Here is a 17898-nt window from a genome sequence, read left to right as displayed (position 1 = left end):
CCACCACCAACATTCACGTTCAGAAATTATCCGCCATTTTCGCCTTCAGCCGCGCATCCTCCCGGGAAATCAGGCCCTTCTGCAACAAACGCTCAAGACACTGGTCCAGCGTCTGCATGCCCAGGGAACCCCCGGTCTGGATTGCGGAGTACATCTGGGCGATCTTGTCCTCACGGATCAGGTTCCGGATGGCTGAGGTGCCAATCATGATTTCATGGGCGGCTATACGGCCGCCGCCCATTTTTTTCATCAATGTCTGGGAGATAACCGCCTGCAGGGATTCGGAAAGCATGGAACGCACCATGGACTTTTCTTCCGCGGGGAATACATCCACAACCCGGTCGATGGTCTTGGCCGCCGAGGTGGTGTGCAGGGTGCCGAACACCAGGTGGCCGGTTTCAGCGGCGGTAAGCGCCAGGCGAATGGTTTCCAGGTCCCGCAATTCGCCCACCAGTATAATGTCAGGGTCTTCCCGCAGAGCCGAGCGCAGCGCTTCGTTAAAGCCCAGAGTATCGCGGTGCACTTCCCGCTGGTTTACCAGACACTTTTTGGAGTCGTGCACAAACTCAATCGGGTCTTCCACCGTCAGGATATGCTCATAACGGCTGTCGTTGATGTAGTCCACCATCGCTGCCAGTGAGGTGGACTTACCAGAACCGGTAGGGCCAGTAACCAGCACCAGGCCCCGAGGGACGGAGGCAATGTCCTGGAAGACCTGTCCCATGCCCAGGTCTTCCATGGTCAGAACCTTGGAGGGAATGGTACGGAACACTGCACCTGCGCCCCGGTTCTGGTTGAAGGCGTTAACACGGAAGCGGGCAACGCCGGGTACTTCAAAGGAAAAGTCGGTTTCCAGAAACTCCTCGTAGTCCTTACGCTGCTTATCGTTCATGATGTCGTAGATCAGCCCGTGCACTTCTTTGTGCTCCAGGGGCGGCAGGTTGATGCGACGAACATCGCCATCAACACGGATCATGGGTGGTAAGCCAGCGGAAAGGTGCAAGTCAGACGCACCCTGCTTCGCCGAAAATGCAAGCAACTCGGTAATATCCATAAGGGTCCCCGGAAGGCGTTTTTCTTTTATACTGACACCCTCTGCCCCGCAGTGCTTCACATTGATCACTTGGCATTTCAGTGACCTGCGAGTAACGTGTCGGAATTAAGCAGGCAGACCAGGCGCAACGACTTTACGACTATGAGCAGCATATCAGACAACCTCGGGAGCGTAACCCGACGCATACAAAAAGCAACATTGCAGGCCGGCCGTGAGCTGGATTCTGTGAACCTGTTGGCGGTGAGCAAAACGCGAAACGCCGGGGAACTGCGCGAAGCCGCAGCAGCCGGCCAGCGGGCCTTCGGGGAAAACTACGTTCAGGAAGCCCTGGACAAAATAGCCGAGCTCAGCGACCTGCCTGATATCGTCTGGCACTTTATCGGCCCGGTGCAATCCAACAAAACCCGGCAGATAGCCAGCGCATTTTCCTGGGTGCACAGCGTCGACCGTCTGAAAATAGCACGGCGCCTGAGTGAACAGCGGGACGCCCATCTGCCCCCATTGAATATTTGTCTTCAGGTTAATATTAATAATGAAGCAACCAAGTCCGGGTGCAGGCCGGATGAACTGCCAGAGCTGGTGCCAGAGATCGGCCAGTTACCGGGGCTGTCGCTCCGGGGGCTGATGGCGATTCCGGATCCGGATCAGCCGGAGGCTGAGCTGAGGGCGAGTTTCCGGAAGCTTGCCAACACCCTGAAACAGCTGAAACAGGCGTTTCCGGAGGCAGGCCCGCTGGACACACTGTCGATGGGTATGTCTGGCGATATGGAAATGGCGATTGCCGAAGGCGCCACCTGGGTTCGTGTTGGTACTGCGATTTTTGGTGAGCGCCCGCAGAAGAGCTGAAAAGGCCTGTACCTGCTATTATCGCTATCGGATGTATAACCGAATAACCGCGGGAGCATATCTTGAGTAAATCACCGACCATTTCGTTTATCGGCGCCGGTAACATGGCCAGCGCCATCATTGGTGGCATGCTGGACAGTGGCTTTCAGGCCAGCCGGATATGGGCCAGTGCGCCCAACGATGCCCACCTGCAATCCATTCGTAAGCGTTTTGGCATAAGCGTTACCACCGATAACCGCTACTGTGCTCAACAGGCCGATGTGATTGTGCTGGCGGTGAAACCCCAGATCATGGCGGATGTGTGCCGTGACATAGCCCCCATTGCCCAGAACACCCGCCCTCTGGTGGTCTCTATCGCTGCCGGCCTGGGGGCTGACACCATTAATGAATGGCTGGGTGGTGATTTACCCATTGTGCGGGTAATGCCCAACACGCCGTCTCTGGTGGGCAAAGGCGCCGCCGGTCTTTTTGCCAGCGACAGTGTCTCCGGTGCCCAGAAGACCATGATTCAATCGGTTTTCGAAGGCATAGGCGCGGCTGTATGGGTGGATGATGAATCCCTGCTGCATGGCGTTACTGCCCTTTCCGGCAGTGGCCCGGCCTATTTTTTCCTGATGCTGGAATCCCTTGAGGCAGCTGCAGCCGATGCAGGCCTTAATCCGGAAACCGCCCGTGAACTGGCTATCCAGACCATGGCCGGTGCGGCGGAAATGGCGGCCAGGAGCGATCACGACCCGGCGCAGCTGAAAAAGAACGTGATGTCCCCCGGCGGCACAACCGAGCAGGCGATCAATACCTTTGAAGACGGTGGTCTGCGCGATCTGGTGCAAAAAGCCTATAGCGCGGCTTATACACGTTCAGAAGAAATGGCCAAAGAACTGGCAGGCAAAGAGTAAACCCCTCACAAACAACGGAGAAACAGCTACATGCTGGCAGACATCCTGATTACGATCCTGCTGATCGCATCCACGTTTTACATGACCATTATACTGCTGCGCTTTTTGCTGCAGCTGGCCAGAGCCGATTTTTATAATCCGATTTCCCAGTTTGCGGTAAAGGCGACCAATCCACTGCTCAGACCTCTGCGCCGGTTTATCCCTGGCTGGGGCGGATTCGACGGAGCCTCTCTGGTACTGGCCGTTATTATTCAGGCCCTTGCGTTCTTCCTGATTCTTATTGCCCTGAGCGGTGGTATTCCCTCCTTCAACCCTCTGACCCTGGTGGTCTGGGCAGTTCTGAATGTTCTGGACCTGATTGTAAAAATCTACTTCTGGTCGGTAATCGCAGTGGTGGTTGTCAGCTGGATAGCCCCCGGCAGCGGACACCCGGCCATTCAGCTGGTTGCGCAGCTCACCGAGCCTGTCATGCGCCCGGTGCGTAATCTGATGCCCTCCATGGGCGGGCTGGACCTGTCGCCCATTATTGTCTTCCTCATTCTCAACGTGATTGCCGTTGTGATTGATCATATGAAGGTTGCAGCCGGCCTTGGCGCCATTGGGCTGGGAATGTAGACTGCTGAGATCCTATGGGCTTTCTGCCCGGCCCAGCAACGTTGTCACTCACAGACCTAACCAGGAACCTGTCGCGCCAATGCCCGATTCCCTGCCTGCGGACTCTGTCGGGATCGTTACCCCGCAGACATACCGCTTTGAAACACCCCTGAAGCTCGCCTGCGGCCAGTCACTGGAACGCCACGATCTTGTGGTGGAAACCTATGGCGAGCTCAATGCCGACCGTAGCAACGCCGTGCTGATCTGCCACGCGCTGAGTGGTCATCACCATGCGGCCGGCTACCACTCCATGGACGAGCGTAAGCCCGGCTGGTGGGATGCCTGTATCGGCCCGGGTAAGCCTGTCGACACCAACCGGTTTTTTGTGGTCTGCCCAAACAACCTGGGAGGCTGTCACGGCAGCACCGGCCCCAACTCGATCAACCCGGAAACAGGCAAGCATTATGGCCCTGACTTCCCGGTGGTTACCGTGGGGGACTGGGTGAAAAGTCAGGCCCTGCTGGCCGACCGCCTGGGAATAGACTGCTGGGCAGCCGTTGTGGGTGGCTCTCTTGGCGGCATGCAGGCGCTGCAGTGGAGTCTGGACTACCCGGATCGCCTGCGGCATGCGGTGGCCATAGCGTCCAGCCCGCGCCTGACGGCTCAGAACATTGCGTTTAACGAAGTCGCCCGGCAGGCCATCATCTCCGACCGGGAGTTTCATGGCGGCCGTTACGACGATCATGACACTGTGCCGCGCCGTGGCCTGATGCTGGCCCGGATGGTCGGCCATATTACCTATCTTTCCGACGCCGCCATGGGCGAAAAATTCGGCCGTGAGCTCCGCGATCAGGCGTACAAGTTTGGTTACGGCGTCGAGTTTCAGGTAGAAAGCTACCTGCGCTACCAGGGCGAGCGCTTTTCCGAGACGTTCGATGCCAACACTTACCTGCTGATGACACGGGCACTGGACTACTTTGACCCGGCTTATGAATTCAACGGCGATCTGTCGAAAGCACTGGCTCAAGCCACTTGCGAGTACCTGGTGCTATCATTCAGTACCGACTGGCGGTTTACGCCGGCCCGCTCTGAAGAAATGGTCAACGCCATGATTGCTGCCAGACGCAAAGTCAGCTACGCGGAAATCGACGCCCCCTGGGGACACGACGCCTTCCTGATTCCCACACCACGCTATAACGCGATTTTTTCCGCGTACATGGACCGTGTCGCCAGGGAGGTAGGAGCATGAGAGCCGATCTTCAAATCATTCAGCAATGGGTAGAGCCAGGACACCACGTACTGGACCTGGGTTGCGGCGATGGCACCTTGCTGGATTTTCTGCAGCGGGAACGCAATGCCACAGGCTTTGGCCTGGAAATCAACCCGGAGCATATAACCACCTGTATGGGCCGTGGGGTGTCTGTTATTGAGCAGAACCTGGATACGCAGGGCCTGGAAAACTTTGAAGACAACAGTTTCGACATCGTCCTGATGACCCAGGCATTACAGGCCGTGCGGCGCCCGGACCAGGTGCTGGATGAAATGCTGCGCCTGGGCAACGAAGGCATTGTGACCTTCCCCAACTTTGCCCACTGGCGACTGCGCTGGGGACTGGCCCTGAGCGGCCGTATGCCGGAGTCTGAAGCGCTGCCGTACAAATGGTACAACACACCAAACATACGCCTGTGCACCTTCCACGATTTTGAGGCACTCTGCCGCCAGAAAGGCATTCGCATCAAAAGCCGGCGTGTTGTGGATGGTCAGCACCAGGACAGCTGGCTGGCTCGCTTATGGCCCAACCTGCTGGGCGAGATTGCCGTTTATCGTATTACTCAGGAGAAAGCATCATGATAAGCAAGGTGTTACGCAATACGTTCGCCATGGCGACACTGACTCTGTTCGCGCTTTTTGCCAGCCTTCCTGCCCACGCAGGCTCTGAAGATTTTGGCGACTACCTGGTACACTGGAGCGTGTTTCCCAGCACTTTCCTCACCCCTGAGATAGCGGAAGCCAACAACCTGCAGCGCAGTAAAGGCATCGGCATTGTCAACATCTCCATTATGGAAGAAGGTGAGAACGGCTTTATAAAACCTGTGAGTGGCCAGGTAGAGGGCAAGGTTTCCAATGACATTCAGCAGGTAAACTTTCTGGCTTTTCGCAGAATACAGGAAGGTGACTCTGTTTACTTTATCGCCCAGTACCAGTATTCATCTGGTGAGCTGATGACGTTCAACGTTACCGCCCGCCCTACAGGACACAGCCAGGACCTGTCGGTCCGGTTTGCCCACACCCTTTATAACGACTGAGCGGATTATGTCTGAGCAACTTGTTATTGCCAGCAACAACAAAGGCAAAATCAGCGAGTTCACCCGCCTTCTCGCCCCTCTGAACCTCAGCCCTGTCGCTCAGGGTGAGCTAGGGGTGAGTGAAGCGGAAGAACCGGCCGTCACGTTTGTGGAGAACGCTATCCTGAAAGCTCGCCACGCGGCACGGGTAACCGGCCTGCCCGCTCTGGCTGACGACAGCGGTCTGGCCGTGGATGCCCTGGGCGGTGCGCCCGGGGTGCGCTCGGCACGCTATGCCGGGCCTGGCGCATCCGATCAGAATAACGTTGATGCCCTGCTGCTGGCTCTGGCGGATGTACCGGAGAGTCAACGCAGTGCACAATTTCACTGTGTGCTGGCGTTTCTTCGCCATGCTGAAGACCCCACACCGATTATTTGCCACGGTGTCTGGCCGGGCTCGATTCTGCAGGCACCGCAGGGCGAGGGCGGCTTTGGCTATGACCCGGTATTCCGCTGCCCGGAAACCGGTCGCAGTGCCGCCGAGCTGAGCCCCCAGGAGAAAAACCGGCTCAGCCACCGGGGCCGGGCCCTGGCACTGCTGGTGCAGCAGCTCCGGGCAGAGATCTGATCCGGTGGCCAGCACTGTGCCTGCCCGGGTCGCCCCACCCCTGAGCCTGTATATCCACATGCCCTGGTGTGTGCGCAAGTGTCCTTACTGTGATTTCAACTCCCATACAGCCAGTGACACGATACCTGAAGCCGCGTATCTGAACGCCCTGCTTGAAGACCTTGATCAGGACCTTGCACTGGCCTCCGGCCGCACCGTGGAAACCGTGTTTATCGGCGGGGGCACACCATCGCTGATGAGCGGCGATTTTTACCACAAGCTTTTCACGGGTCTGCGGGAGCGGTTGTCGTTCCGGGACGGTGCGGAAGTCACCCTGGAAGCCAACCCGGGCACTCTTGAAGAAGGCCGCTTCCGGGCTTTCCGCGAGGCCGGCATTAATCGTTTATCCATCGGGGTGCAGAGCTTTAACAGAGCGCACCTGAAAGCGCTTGGCCGCATTCATGATGGCACCGCCGCGCACAGAGCCATTGAATCCGCAAAACAGGCAGGCTTCGACAACTTCAACCTTGACCTGATGCACGGTCTGCCAGGCCAGTCGCCGGCGGAGGCCCTGGCGGATCTCAGATCTGCCACAGAGCATGAGCCGCCTCACATTTCCTGGTACCAGCTGACACTGGAGCCCAATACCGAGTTCTACAGCCGGCCGCCGGACCTGCCAGACGATGACCGGCTCTGGGAAATCTCCCAACAGGGAGCAACCTTTCTGCGCCAGCAGGGCTTTGATAACTACGAGATTTCTGCCTGGTGCAAACCGGGCAAAGCCTCAGAGCACAACCTCAATTACTGGACATTCGGCGATTATATGGCTCTGGGCGCCGGCGGCCACGGTAAAATAAGCTTCCCCGACGGCTCAATCCGTCGTTACTGGAAAACGCGGCAGCCAGAAGCTTACCTGAACCGGATAGGTAGCCGGACTGCGGGCCGCCACAACCTTGAAGCAGACGACCTGACTCTGGAGTTCCTGATGAACGCCCTGCGCCTGCGCAACGGTGTTGAAGAAGCTCTGTTCAGTGAGCGTACGGGTTTACCCCTCGCATCTATTGCGGTACAACTTGAGCAACTGCGTAATGATCAGTTACTGGTCAATCACCGCCTGCAGGCAACAGACCTGGGGCAGAGGTACCTGAACAGTTTGCTGGAGCGTTTTGTGTAATGGACACGGGGAAAGGTTTGCCTGCTTTGCCCAAAAGCCTGAAGGCCTGCCTGATTGTAAGCCTGGTGCTTCTGGCCGCCCTGATTATGATCAACCAGCCGCTGAAAACCGGCTCCGCCCCTCAGGGCATGGTCAGTTTCCAGCTGGCTGGCAGTGCCGATCTGGCCCGGGCGATTATACAAAACTGGGGCAGTACCGGCCTGCAGTGGGCAAAGCTGTCACTGGGGCTGGGGTTTCTGTTTATACCGGTTTACAGCCTGGCCCTGATACTGCTGACCCGCTATTGCGTGCGGGACCGGCCCGGCATCCGGGAGCGCACGACAGCGCGCTGGGTTCGCACCCTCTTCATCACCGCCGGGCTGGTGGATTTTACCGGTAACATCCTGCTTCTGAATAACCTGAGCGCCCCTACAGATGCAGTCAGCCTTGCGGCTACACTCAGTTCCCTGATCCGGTTTACGGCTCTGACCCTCGGCGTTGCAGGGCTGGTTATTATCCGGGCCGCCCGGCGCCACCCGTTAACGCCGGGACAGTAACCCGACACTCAGTTGGTGCGGTGGAACAGCAGGTCCCACACACCGTGGCCCAGCTTTTCACCACGCTGCTCAAACTTGGTCACCGGACGATAGTCGGGACGGGGTGAATATTCACCCGGCTCCTGGGTGTTGGCAAACCCTTCCGACTCACTCATCACGTCCATCATGTGTTCTGCGTAGTTTTCCCAATCGGTTGCCAGGTGCAGTATGCCGCCTACCCGCAGTTTATGGCGGATACGCTGAACAAATTCCGCTTGTATCAAGCGACGCTTGTGGTGTCTCTTTTTATGCCAGGGATCGGGAAAGAAGATCATGACCTGGTCCAGACACGCATCCGGCAGGCACATATCAATCACTTCATTGGCATCTATATTGTAAACCCGGATGTTTTCCAGCCCACGCTCCTCAATTTCCTTCAACAGCGCGCCGACTCCGGGCAGATGCACCTCCACCCCGATAAAGTCCTGTTCCGGGGCGGCCTCTGCCATATCGGCCAGTGACTGGCCCATACCGAAGCCGATTTCCAGAGTAAGCATGGCAGAGTGGCCAAACACCTCTCTTGGGTCGATCATGCCGTCGTCCTGGCTGAGACCGTACTTTGGCCAATTGCGCTCGTAGGCTTTCTTCTGACCTTCAGTCATTCGCCCCTGACGCAGTACATAGCTCCGGACACCGCGACGCGGTTCGTTCTGATCGCTCATCTGTCATCCTTAGCCGCAAGCTGCGGGTCTGATTAACGGGATTTGGCTTCAGTTTACCAGAGTACAAGGAATCAGGCAGATACCACAGAACTCTTACCTGCCTGCCGGTCGAACTGACGGTAACCCAGGGCTTCTACCAGATGTGGCTGGGCAACGGCAGAGGCACCTTCAAGATCTGCCAGTGTGCGCGCAACCCGCAGTATCCGATGCAGTGCCCGCGCGGAAAGCCCCAGTTTTTCCATGGCTCCGGAAAGCAGTTTTTCACCTGAGGGCTCAAGACTGCAAGCCGCCTGCAATTGCCGGCCTGACAAGGTAGCGTTCACCACTCCGCGCTCAACCTGTCGGGCCCTGGCCTGCACCACCCGCTCACGCACCACAGCACTGGATTCACCGTCACCGCCAGACTGCATCAGTATATCACCGCTTTGAACCGGCACTTCCACATGCAAATCGAACCGGTCCAGAAGCGGGCCGGATATTTTCGAGCGGTAGCGCATCACCTGCTGGGGTGTACACTGGCACTCAATACTTGGGTGTCCACTGTAACCACACGGGCAGGGGTTCATGGCACCGATAACCTGAAACCTTGCCGGAAAAACCACTTGCCGGGCCGCACGGCTGATGGAAATCTCACCCGTTTCCATAGGTTCACGCAATACTTCCAGAACCCGGCGCTCAAATTCGGGTAATTCATCCAGAAACAGCACCCCCCGGTGAGCCAGGGAGATTTCTCCGGGCCGGGGGCTGCTACCCCCACCCACCAGCGCCACAGCCGAGGCCGTGTGATGTGGCGACCGGAAGGGTGGCTGGCGCCAGCCGCCTTCTCCTACCGGCAACCCGGCCACCGAATGCACACTGGCAACCTCCATGGCGTGATCATCACTCAGGCCCGGAAGGATTCCGGGAAGCCGGCTGGCCAACATGCTTTTACCGGTACCCGGAGGTCCAAAAAATAACAAGTTATGGGCCCCTGCGGCAGCGACTTCCAGCGCCCGCCGGGGCACACTCTGCCCACGCACGTCCGCCAGGTCCGGCTGCCCTGTATCAGCTGTTGCATCCGCGAGCGTACGCGCCACAGGCACCAGCCGCGCACGGCCACACAAATGCTCGCACACAGCCTGTATATGTCCGGTGGCCAGCACATCGTCATCGCTTGCCAGCGCAGCTTCTTCCGCATTACCAAGGGGGATAAGCAAGCGTCGGCCCTGTTTACGTGCCGCCAGCACGGCCGGCAAAACGCCCTTCAGGGGGCGAAGTGCGCCATCAAGTGACAGCTCTCCGAGAAACTCATAAGACGCCAGATCATCCGCGGGAATCTGCCCGGATGCGGCAAGAATGCCCAGGGCAATCGGCAAATCAAAACGGCCGCCCTCTTTGGGCAGATCGGCCGGGGCCAGATTGATGGTGATGCGGCGGGCAGGAAACTCAAAGCCGGCATTCAACAGCGCGCTTCTGACCCGCTCCCGGCTTTCGCGTACACCGGTTTCAGGCAGGCCCACAATCGATAATGCCGGCAGCCCCCCGGAAAGGTGTACCTCTACAGTCACCTCAGGGGCAGAAACGCCAATACTGGCGCGGGAATGGACAACGGCAAGCATAATAACCTTCCATGGTATCTGAATATCAGTGAGGGGCCGGAAAACCGGCCAGACCAAACCCGGCGTCCTGCCGGGAAAGGGGTCAGCCCTGCTCTGTGTTCCGGGACTGCTCCAGTTCGGCCACTCTTTTTTCCAGTGCCTCCACCTTTTCACGGGTTTTCATCAGCACCGCTTGCTGGGCATCAAACTCTTCACGGGTAACCAGTTCCAGGCGAGACAGCACTGACATGACTGTAGCTCGGGCCTGGGTTTCAAAGTCATCCCGGGCAGCCCGGGCCATATCGGGTACAAATTGCCCAAACTGCCCCTGTAATTGTGCGAAAATATCCTGTGGGCCTTTCACTCATCACCTCACTGTTTAAAATAGTGTCCGGTTTTGACCAAAAGAATGGTGCCATGGCCGGTTTACGGGAGTGTAACACACCGCAAGCCCTGCCATACTAGTGCCCTGAACTCAGACGCCGGCTGCCAGGCCTGCACAGCGGAACAGTCTTACCAAGGAGAAAGCAATGAAGCTTGTGACTGCAATCATTAAGCCTTTCAAACTCGATGATGTCCGAGAGGCTCTTTCTGACATTGGCGTACAAGGCATTACCGTTACAGAAGTCAAAGGCTTCGGCCGCCAGAAGGGCCACACAGAACTCTACCGCGGCGCAGAATACGTGGTCGATTTTCTGCCAAAAGTGAAAGTGGAAGTGGCCATTGGAGACAACCTGTTGGAGCAGGTTATCGAGTCCATCACCAAGGCTGCTAATACCGGCAAGATCGGCGACGGCAAGATCTTTGTGACGGAACTGCAACAGACCATCCGCATACGTACAGGTGAAACCGGTGAAGAAGCGATCTGACGCGGAGCGGATATGACCGGCGATGATTATGCCTTCCGTTTCGGCGGCATTGAAAGACTGTACGGACGCCGAGCGCTGCATGCGTTCCGCGACGCCCACGTCGCGGTTATCGGCCTGGGCGGCGTCGGCTCATGGGCCGCCGAGGCGCTGGCACGCAGTGGCGTCTGCAGAATCACACTGATTGATATGGACGATATCTGCGTGTCGAACACAAACCGTCAGCTGCACGCGCTTGAGGGCCAGTATGGTCGCACTAAAACCGATGCCATGGCAGAGCGGCTGAAAGCCATCAACCCGTACGCGGACATCCGGGTTCATTTCAGTTTTCTCACCCTGAATAATCTTACAGGCCTGATTACTCCGGATATGACCGGCGTGGTTGATGCCATTGACAGCATTAAACCCAAGGCTGCCCTGATCGCCCACTGTAAACGCCGGAAGATTCCGGTTATCTGTGCCGGAGGGGCCGGAGGCCAGACAGACCCGACACAAATCCAGGTGACGGATCTCAGCAAAACTTCCCAGGATCCGCTGTTGGCAAAGGTTCGTAACCTTCTGCGCCGGGAATACGGTTTTTCCCGTAACCCCAGGCGTCGCTTCGGCATTGAGACTGTATACTCAACAGAGCAGCTCACCTACCCGGCAGGCGATGGCGAAATCAGCCTGCAGAAGCCGGCAACCGGAGGTCCCGCACGGCTTGACTGTGCCACTGGCTTCGGTGCAGCCTGCCCGGTTACCGCCAGCTTCGGCCTGTTCGCAGCCTCTCGGCTGCTAAACCGCATTGCAAAACGTGCACACCTATAAACCGACGAGCGTCCGACTTATATGCCAGCCAGTACCGTACTGATTCTCGCCAGCATTGGCGTTCTTTCGCTGTCTTTTCAGTGGCTCGCCTGGCGCTTGCGGGTGCCGGCCATTCTCTTTCTGCTTGCAGGCGGTATTCTGGTCGGGCCAGTTCTGGGTTTTCTCAACCCGGATGATGTTTTTGACGACCTGCTGTTTCCGCTGGTTTCTCTGGCTGTTGCCATTATTCTTTTTGAAGGCAGCCTGACGTTACGCTTTGATGACATTCGCGGTCATAGCAAAATGGCCCGTAACCTTATCCCCATGGGGTCTATAGTTACGGGTATTATCGGCACGTTGGCGGCGCGCTGGGTCCTGGACATTTCCTGGGCCGTAGCTCTGCTTTTCGGCGCGATTTCCATTGTGACCGGCCCTACCGTTATTGCGCCACTGCTGCGCTCTGTGCGACCAAGCGCCAAGCTGGCCAATATACTGCGCTGGGAGGGCATTATTATTGACCCGGTGGGCGCCTTGCTTGCGGTTCTGGTGTTCGAGGGGATTATTTCCTGGGGCCAGGGTAATGTGTTCGGCCACGCCTTGTATATTTTCGGGAAAACTCTGGTTATCGGCTGTGTCGTTGGCGCCCTGGCCGGTTACCTGAATGGTCTGGTGCTGCGCAAACACCTGATGCCCCAATACCTGCATAATGCCGCCACACTCACCTTCATGCTCGGCGTCTATGCCTTCTCCAATGAGCTGGCCCATGAATCCGGCCTGCTTACGGTCACCGTGATGGGCATCTGGATGGCCAATATGAAACAGGTTCCTGTTGATAGCATTATTGAGTTCAAGGAATCCCTCAGTGTGCTCCTGATTTCAGCGCTGTTTATTATTCTCGCCGCACGAGTGGAGTTTGCGGCCATTGCTGATCTTGGATGGGGGCTTGCTGTAGTTCTGGCGGTGCTGATGCTGGTGGCCCGGCCACTGAGTGTGTTTCTGTCGGCCATTGGCACGGATCTGAACTTGAGAGAAAAGCTGTTCCTCAGCTGGATTGCGCCCCGGGGCATTGTTGCGGCAGCGGTTTCAGCCCTGTTCGCGTTCCAGCTTCAGGCGCTTGGTTATGATAGTGCCACCGCTCTGGTTCCCATGGTATTTGTATTGATTATTGCCACGGTAACCCTGCAAAGCCTTACCGCGCGGCCAGTGGCCCGGCTGCTGAATGTGACAGAACCGGCAGAGTACGGCTTTCTGGTACTCGGGGCCAACCCGGTTGCCCGCATGATCGGCCAGGCTCTCAAAAAGCACGACGTGCCTGTGGCCCTGGCAGATACCAACTGGGAAAACGTGCGCCAGGCCAGAATGGATAATCTGAAAGTATACTTCGGCAACCCCATCTCTGAGCATGCATCCAACCACCTCGACCTGACGGGTATTGGCAATTTGCTGATCATATCGCCTTACAAGCACATGAACTCACTGGCAACCTACCACTTTCTTGACTGGTTTGGTGATACCAGTGTTTACAGCCTTTCAGAAGGCGACGAGGATCAGAAAGCCAGGCACCAGACGGCAGAAAAAATACAGATGACCCGGGGCCTGTTCAATGGTGTGAGCTACGCCAAACTGGCCAGCCTCGCCAGCCAGGGATACGCCATTAAAACCACGCAACTCAGCGAGGAGTTCAGTTACAGCAACTTTCTGGCGAAGTACCAGGGGCAAGCCCTGGTGTTGTTTGTCTTTGACAGTAAGGGGCGCATCAAACCGGTGCGCAGTATGGAAAACCTGAAGCCGGAGAACGACTGGATACTGATCAGTCTGGTTCCGCCACAGGATCGTAAAGAACGGAAAAATAAAGACAGTAACGGGGCAGCTCGGCCGTCAGCGCAAAGTCAGATGCCGAAAAACTGAACCCGGGGGAGGCCTTTTCAGGCTTCCCCACGGCAGTCCAGAACCAGCTTGCCCTGTACATGACCGGTTTCCAGGCGCTCGTGGGCCTGTTTTGCCTGGTCCAGCGTAAACACCTGTTCAACCTGAACTCTTACCTCACCGTCTTCAACCAGTTCGGCAATCTCGTCAAGGTGAAAAATATCCGGGCGAACGGTTATGCCGTGGGCTCGCAAGCCCTGCTCTTCGGCAGCACTGACTACCTCATCGGCTGTTACCGTAGGGATGGTTACCAGCATGCCGCCCTCGCCCAGAGTGCGCAGGGAGCGTTTGCCGGTTTCACCACCCACCAGGTCCAGGACAACATCCAGGCCGAAACATTCATCAGCAAAGTCCGTGGTGGTGTAATCAATGACTTCGTGCACGCCCAGCTCCGACAGAAAGTCACGGTTACCGGCAGAGGCCGTGGCAATAACATGGGCCCCCCGGGCCAGGGCAAACTGCACAGCAAAGTGTCCTACGCCTCCGGCGCCTGCGTGCACAAGGATTTTCTGGCCTTCTTCCAGACTGGCCACTTCAAACAGTGCCTGCCAGGCCGTGAGCGCGGCCAGCGGCAAAGCTCCGGCTGTCACCAGATCCAGTTCTTCCGGTACAACCGCCAGCTCATCCGCCGTGGCTATGGCATACTCGGAATAGCCGCCACCGTTCAGCGGAAACCCGATGAGCCCCATCACACGATCTCCGGGAGCCAGGGTGTTAACACCCTGCCCCGTTGCAACCACTTCACCTGCCACGTCGTACCCCGGCGTCCAGGGCAGCGCCTCTTCTATCTGCTGCGCCACAAACCCCAGACCACTTCGGGTTTTCCAGTCAATGGGGTTCAACCCGGCACCATGTACGCGGATCAGCACCTCTCCCTGCTGTGGCTCGGGTATCTCTGCGCTTGTCACCTGCAGCACATCACGTTCACCAAACTGGTGATAAACCACCTTCTTCATGGATGCCTCTGTGTTCTGGTTGCTGGATGTAGCCATGGGTATCTCCGGGAATGGGGCCGTCAGCGACTGTTTCGCGTTATGTTTTCCTACCGGTTTCAGGTTACCAGAAGAGGCCGGCAATAGTGACTGGTGTCCCTACAGACCTTTACCCCCGCTGACACAAGCGGCTTGCATTATCTCTGCAAACTCTTTTGGCACCCGTGACGGGCGCTGGGTTTTCAGGTCGACACAAGCGTGGGTCGATACCGCCCGGACCAGCGTTTTACCATCCTCCGGACGCACCAGCTGAAACTGCCGTGCAGAGCGGAAGCGGCCATCAAAGCCGGTCAGCCATGTCCCCATAATCAACCGGTCACCCGGGTTAGCGGCTACAAGATAATCAATTTCTGTGCGCGTGATCGCCATAGCTTTCCCTGTGGCCTCATTGAGGTCCCACGTCATGCCCAGGCGATTCACATGGGCCCAGCTTATATCTTCCAGCCAGCGCACATAGACCACGTTGTTGGCATGGCCGAGTTCATCGGCGTCGTCTTCAGCAACCACAATTTCAAGGGTGAACGGGTCGGGAAGATCCCACTGTATTGGCTTTGATTCTGTCATTACTGCTCTCCAAACCCCGGAGCATGCCTCCGGGTACCTGCCTGATATGCTTGGTGACTACAATTGTTCAGCGGCTATCGCCAGCATCCAGGAACTCACGGCACAAGGCCACGAATGTGTCTGTTTTTTCAGCATGCAGCCAGTGGCCGGTGCCTTCGATGACGCGCAGTTCGGCATTGGGGAACAGCCGGCTGATTTCATCACGGTGTTTTTCCTGGATATAGGCCGAGTCCTCGCCTTTAAGGAACAGAGCTGGGCCGTTGTACGCACCATTAGCTTCCGGCGCTTTAGCCAGGTTTGCGTAACAATCATCAATAGCCTGCAGGTTCAGCCGCCACCGGTACACGGGGCCACTCGCGGACTGCTCTTCTTTTGGTATCCGCTCGAGGTTCATCAACAGAAACTGCCGCACACCGGACATTTCCACAAATTCCGCTAACTGCTCATCAGCGTCCCGACGGGACCGGACGTGTGTGAGGTCCACCTGTTTCAGGCCTTCCAGAATAGCGTCGTGACGTGGCTTATAAGAGACAGGCGATATGTCTGCAACAATCAGGTTCGCAACCCGCTCCGGTGCCTTCAAGGCAACCTGCATGGCGACCTTGCCCCCCATGGAGTGTCCCAGCAGACTGGCTTTATCAAGACCCTGTTCATCCATATACGCCAGCACATCCGCCGCCATGGAGGGGTAATCCATGGTGTCTGAATGGAATGAGCTGCCGTGGTTGCGCTGATCCAGCGCGTGAATCTGCCATTCGTCCTGAAGTTGCCGGGCAATCCCACCCAGGTTTTCCAGTGATCCGAACACCCCGTGCAGAAGAATCAGGGGGGCACCTTCGCCAGTTATTTTATGATTCAGTATAGTGCTCATCGAAAGACAGTCTCCGTAAGGGTTCACAATGATCCAGATGCTGTTACATTAACATTGCCAGTCTGGCGAGCAAGCGCGTATTCTGCATCCTGCATAACGGCACTGATTCAGTAGCCCGCAGGACGCCTTGACCGGGAACACTTTAGATAATGCCTGATACCTCATTATTACTCGCTTTCGCCGTCGGCGTCCTGTACCTGGGCGCGATTGCCTGTATTTATCGCATATTACTGACCTATCGGACCACCCAGGGCGCGATTGCCTGGATTATCAGTCTGATCGGCCTTCCCTATGTTGCCGTACCTCTGTTTCTCGTTTTTGGCCGTTCGCGCTTTGGCGGCTACATGAAAGCCCGCCGGCGCCTGGGCGATAAACGTCTCACCCGGCTGCTTGATGATTTTGAACAGCAGCCCACCTCGTTAACAAAAGCGGAGCAAGCGCAGTTGCCCGGGCAGTTACAGGTACACAGCAAACTCGGACGACAGCCTTTTACCGAAGGTAACCGATGCCATCTGCTCAGGGATGGCGAGGCGACGTTTGATGCTCTGTTCAAGGCCATGGAAAACGCCTGTTCTTACATACTGCTGGAATTCTACATTGTGCGTTCTGACCGGGTAGGTCAGCGCATCAAAGCTATTCTTGAACAAAAGCTGGCCGAAGGGGTTCAGGTGTGGTTCCTCTACGATGAAATCGGCAGCGTCGGGCTGTCCCGCTCCTACCTCAGAGAACTGGCGGCGGCGGGTGCCAGAGTCGCCTCGTTTGGTGACGGCAATATCCGGCGCCGGCGATTCCAGATTAATTTCCGTAACCACCGTAAGCTACTGGTGTGTGATGGCAGGGTTGGTTTTGTCGGCGGTATTAACCTGGGCGACGAGTACCTGGGCAGCGCCATTGGTCAGGAGCCCTGGCGTGATACCCACTGCCTTATTGAAGGCCCTGCAGTCGCTGGCCTGCAACTGGCATGGCTGGAAGACTGGAACTGGGCCAGCAAAGAGTTTCCGGACCTGAACTGGACTCCGGGCGAGGAAGCCCCGGGAGACGAACAGGTTCTGGTTCTGCCCACCGGCCCCGCCGACCGGTGGGAGACCTGTGCTCTTTTTTTCCTGAACTGCATTAATAACGCCCGTTCACGCATCTGGATTGCGTCACCGTATTTTGTTCCGGACTTCCAGATTGTGAATGCACTGCAACTGGCAGCTCTTCGCGGCGTGGATGTGCGCATTATGATTCCGGAAAAGTCAGACAATCAGTTGGTGCGTCTGGCGGCCTACTCCTACCTGGTACAGGCAAGCCAGGCCGGCATTGGCCTTTATCGATATCAGCCCGGCTTTATGCATCAGAAGGTTGTTCTGGTGGATAACCTGTACGCTGCGGTTGGGACCGCCAACCTGGATAACCGCTCCATGCGCCTGAACTTTGAAATTACCGCCATCAACACCTCGGAACGCTTTGTTTCCAGCGTGGAGGCAATGCTGACCGAGGATCTTGCTCAGTGCCACCGGATGACCGAACAGGATTTTCAGGGGCGCTCGCTGTTGTTTCGGCTCACCTGTCGCGCGGTTCGCCTTATGGCGCCATTGCTGTAACCTGAGTCGTTCTGGCCCCTCCAGTGCCGGATATGTA

Annotated in this window: 20 protein-coding genes; 13 read left to right on the top strand and 7 right to left on the bottom strand. The window is 57.1% G+C overall.

Features of this window, described 5'->3' with window-relative positions; all coding sequences use genetic code 11:
• Positions 1 to 19 precede the first annotated feature (19 nt).
• Entirely contained in the window at positions 20 to 1054 is a 1035-nt protein-coding gene (locus tag FFI95_RS05335) for a type IV pilus twitching motility protein PilT (RefSeq protein ID WP_144821333.1), read from the bottom strand.
• Positions 1055 to 1195: 141 nt separating this feature from the next.
• Here FFI95_RS05335 and FFI95_RS05330 point away from each other — a divergent pair, with 141 nt between their 5' ends.
• The 9 genes from FFI95_RS05330 to FFI95_RS05290 all read left to right on the top strand — a co-directional run bounded on the left by FFI95_RS05330 (position 1196) and on the right by FFI95_RS05290 (position 7992).
• Positions 1196 to 1900: a YggS family pyridoxal phosphate-dependent enzyme gene (locus FFI95_RS05330; protein WP_144821332.1), complete on the top strand. Its 705-nt coding sequence runs from the start codon at positions 1196 to 1198 to the stop codon at positions 1898 to 1900.
• Positions 1901 to 1962: 62 nt separating this feature from the next.
• Entirely contained in the window at positions 1963 to 2796 is an 834-nt protein-coding gene (proC, locus tag FFI95_RS05325; RefSeq protein WP_144821331.1) for a pyrroline-5-carboxylate reductase, read from the top strand.
• Between the two features lie 30 nt (positions 2797 to 2826).
• Positions 2827 to 3411: a YggT family protein gene (locus tag FFI95_RS05320; RefSeq protein WP_144821330.1), complete on the top strand. Its 585-nt coding sequence runs from the start codon at positions 2827 to 2829 to the stop codon at positions 3409 to 3411.
• A 79-nt stretch (positions 3412 to 3490) separates the two neighbouring features.
• Entirely contained in the window at positions 3491 to 4639 is a 1149-nt protein-coding gene (metX, locus tag FFI95_RS05315; protein WP_144821329.1) for a homoserine O-succinyltransferase MetX, read from the top strand.
• Complete coding sequence (metW, locus tag FFI95_RS05310; protein WP_144821328.1) at positions 4636 to 5241, top strand: methionine biosynthesis protein MetW; 606 nt, start codon at positions 4636 to 4638, stop codon at positions 5239 to 5241. The genes metX and metW overlap by 4 nt, the downstream gene beginning before the upstream one ends.
• A complete protein-coding gene (locus tag FFI95_RS05305) occupies positions 5238 to 5696 on the top strand; it encodes a DUF4426 domain-containing protein (RefSeq protein ID WP_144821327.1) in 459 nt (152 codons plus the stop codon). Before metW ends, FFI95_RS05305 begins: the two co-directional genes overlap by 4 nt.
• A gap of 7 nt (positions 5697 to 5703) precedes the next feature.
• Positions 5704 to 6303, top strand: a complete 600-nt coding sequence (rdgB, locus tag FFI95_RS05300) for an RdgB/HAM1 family non-canonical purine NTP pyrophosphatase (RefSeq protein WP_144821326.1) — start codon at positions 5704 to 5706, stop codon at positions 6301 to 6303.
• A gap of 4 nt (positions 6304 to 6307) precedes the next feature.
• Positions 6308 to 7456, top strand: a complete 1149-nt coding sequence (gene hemW / locus FFI95_RS05295) for a radical SAM family heme chaperone HemW (protein WP_144821325.1) — start codon at positions 6308 to 6310, stop codon at positions 7454 to 7456.
• Entirely contained in the window at positions 7456 to 7992 is a 537-nt protein-coding gene (locus tag FFI95_RS05290; RefSeq protein WP_144821324.1) for a hypothetical protein, read from the top strand. The genes hemW and FFI95_RS05290 overlap by 1 nt, the downstream gene beginning before the upstream one ends.
• A gap of 8 nt (positions 7993 to 8000) precedes the next feature.
• Here the strand turns inward: FFI95_RS05290 and trmB are convergent, their stop codons facing one another.
• The 3 genes from trmB to FFI95_RS05275 all read right to left on the bottom strand — a co-directional run bounded on the left by trmB (position 8001) and on the right by FFI95_RS05275 (position 10634).
• Entirely contained in the window at positions 8001 to 8693 is a 693-nt protein-coding gene (gene trmB / locus FFI95_RS05285) for a tRNA (guanosine(46)-N7)-methyltransferase TrmB (protein WP_144821323.1), read from the bottom strand.
• Positions 8694 to 8764: 71 nt separating this feature from the next.
• The gene (locus FFI95_RS05280; protein WP_144821322.1) at positions 8765 to 10291 is read right to left on the bottom strand and encodes a YifB family Mg chelatase-like AAA ATPase; all 1527 of its coding nucleotides are present in this window, start codon (positions 10289 to 10291) and stop codon (positions 8765 to 8767) included.
• Between the two features lie 82 nt (positions 10292 to 10373).
• Positions 10374 to 10634 (bottom strand): accessory factor UbiK family protein, encoded by a 261-nt coding sequence (locus FFI95_RS05275; RefSeq protein ID WP_144821321.1) that lies wholly within the window; start codon positions 10632 to 10634, stop codon positions 10374 to 10376.
• A gap of 166 nt (positions 10635 to 10800) precedes the next feature.
• On the opposite strand from FFI95_RS05275, the gene glnK reads away from it, so the two are divergent.
• The 3 genes from glnK to FFI95_RS05260 are packed head-to-tail and all read left to right on the top strand — an operon-like array spanning position 10801 to position 13830.
• Positions 10801 to 11139, top strand: a complete 339-nt coding sequence (glnK, locus tag FFI95_RS05270) for a P-II family nitrogen regulator (RefSeq protein WP_144821320.1) — start codon at positions 10801 to 10803, stop codon at positions 11137 to 11139.
• Positions 11140 to 11151: 12 nt separating this feature from the next.
• Positions 11152 to 11943: a tRNA cyclic N6-threonylcarbamoyladenosine(37) synthase TcdA gene (gene tcdA / locus FFI95_RS05265; RefSeq protein WP_144821319.1), complete on the top strand. Its 792-nt coding sequence runs from the start codon at positions 11152 to 11154 to the stop codon at positions 11941 to 11943.
• A gap of 21 nt (positions 11944 to 11964) precedes the next feature.
• Positions 11965 to 13830, top strand: a complete 1866-nt coding sequence (locus FFI95_RS05260; RefSeq protein WP_144821318.1) for a cation:proton antiporter — start codon at positions 11965 to 11967, stop codon at positions 13828 to 13830.
• Positions 13831 to 13847: 17 nt separating this feature from the next.
• Here the strand turns inward: FFI95_RS05260 and FFI95_RS05255 are convergent, their stop codons facing one another.
• The 3 genes from FFI95_RS05255 to FFI95_RS05245 all read right to left on the bottom strand — a co-directional run bounded on the left by FFI95_RS05255 (position 13848) and on the right by FFI95_RS05245 (position 16275).
• Positions 13848 to 14840 carry an NADP-dependent oxidoreductase gene (locus tag FFI95_RS05255; RefSeq protein WP_144821317.1) on the bottom strand — a complete coding sequence of 331 codons (993 nt, stop codon included), beginning with the start codon at positions 14838 to 14840 and terminating at the stop codon, positions 13848 to 13850.
• A 99-nt stretch (positions 14841 to 14939) separates the two neighbouring features.
• On the bottom strand, positions 14940 to 15404 hold the full coding sequence (locus tag FFI95_RS05250) for an acyl-CoA thioesterase (protein WP_144821316.1): 465 nt from the start codon (positions 15402 to 15404) through the stop codon (positions 14940 to 14942).
• Between the two features lie 67 nt (positions 15405 to 15471).
• Positions 15472 to 16275, bottom strand: coding sequence for an alpha/beta fold hydrolase (locus tag FFI95_RS05245; protein WP_144821315.1), 804 nt, complete (start codon positions 16273 to 16275; stop codon positions 15472 to 15474).
• 149 nt (positions 16276 to 16424) lie between these two features.
• On the opposite strand from FFI95_RS05245, the gene cls reads away from it, so the two are divergent.
• Complete coding sequence (cls, locus tag FFI95_RS05240; protein ID WP_144821314.1) at positions 16425 to 17861, top strand: cardiolipin synthase; 1437 nt, start codon at positions 16425 to 16427, stop codon at positions 17859 to 17861.
• Positions 17862 to 17898: the final 37 nt, after the last annotated feature.

Origin of the sequence: Marinobacter piscis (genome assembly GCF_007671655.1) — a bacterium.
Classification (GTDB): Bacteria; Pseudomonadota; Gammaproteobacteria; order Pseudomonadales; family Oleiphilaceae; genus Marinobacter; species Marinobacter piscensis.
This window is presented reverse-complemented; position numbering and strand designations above follow the sequence as displayed.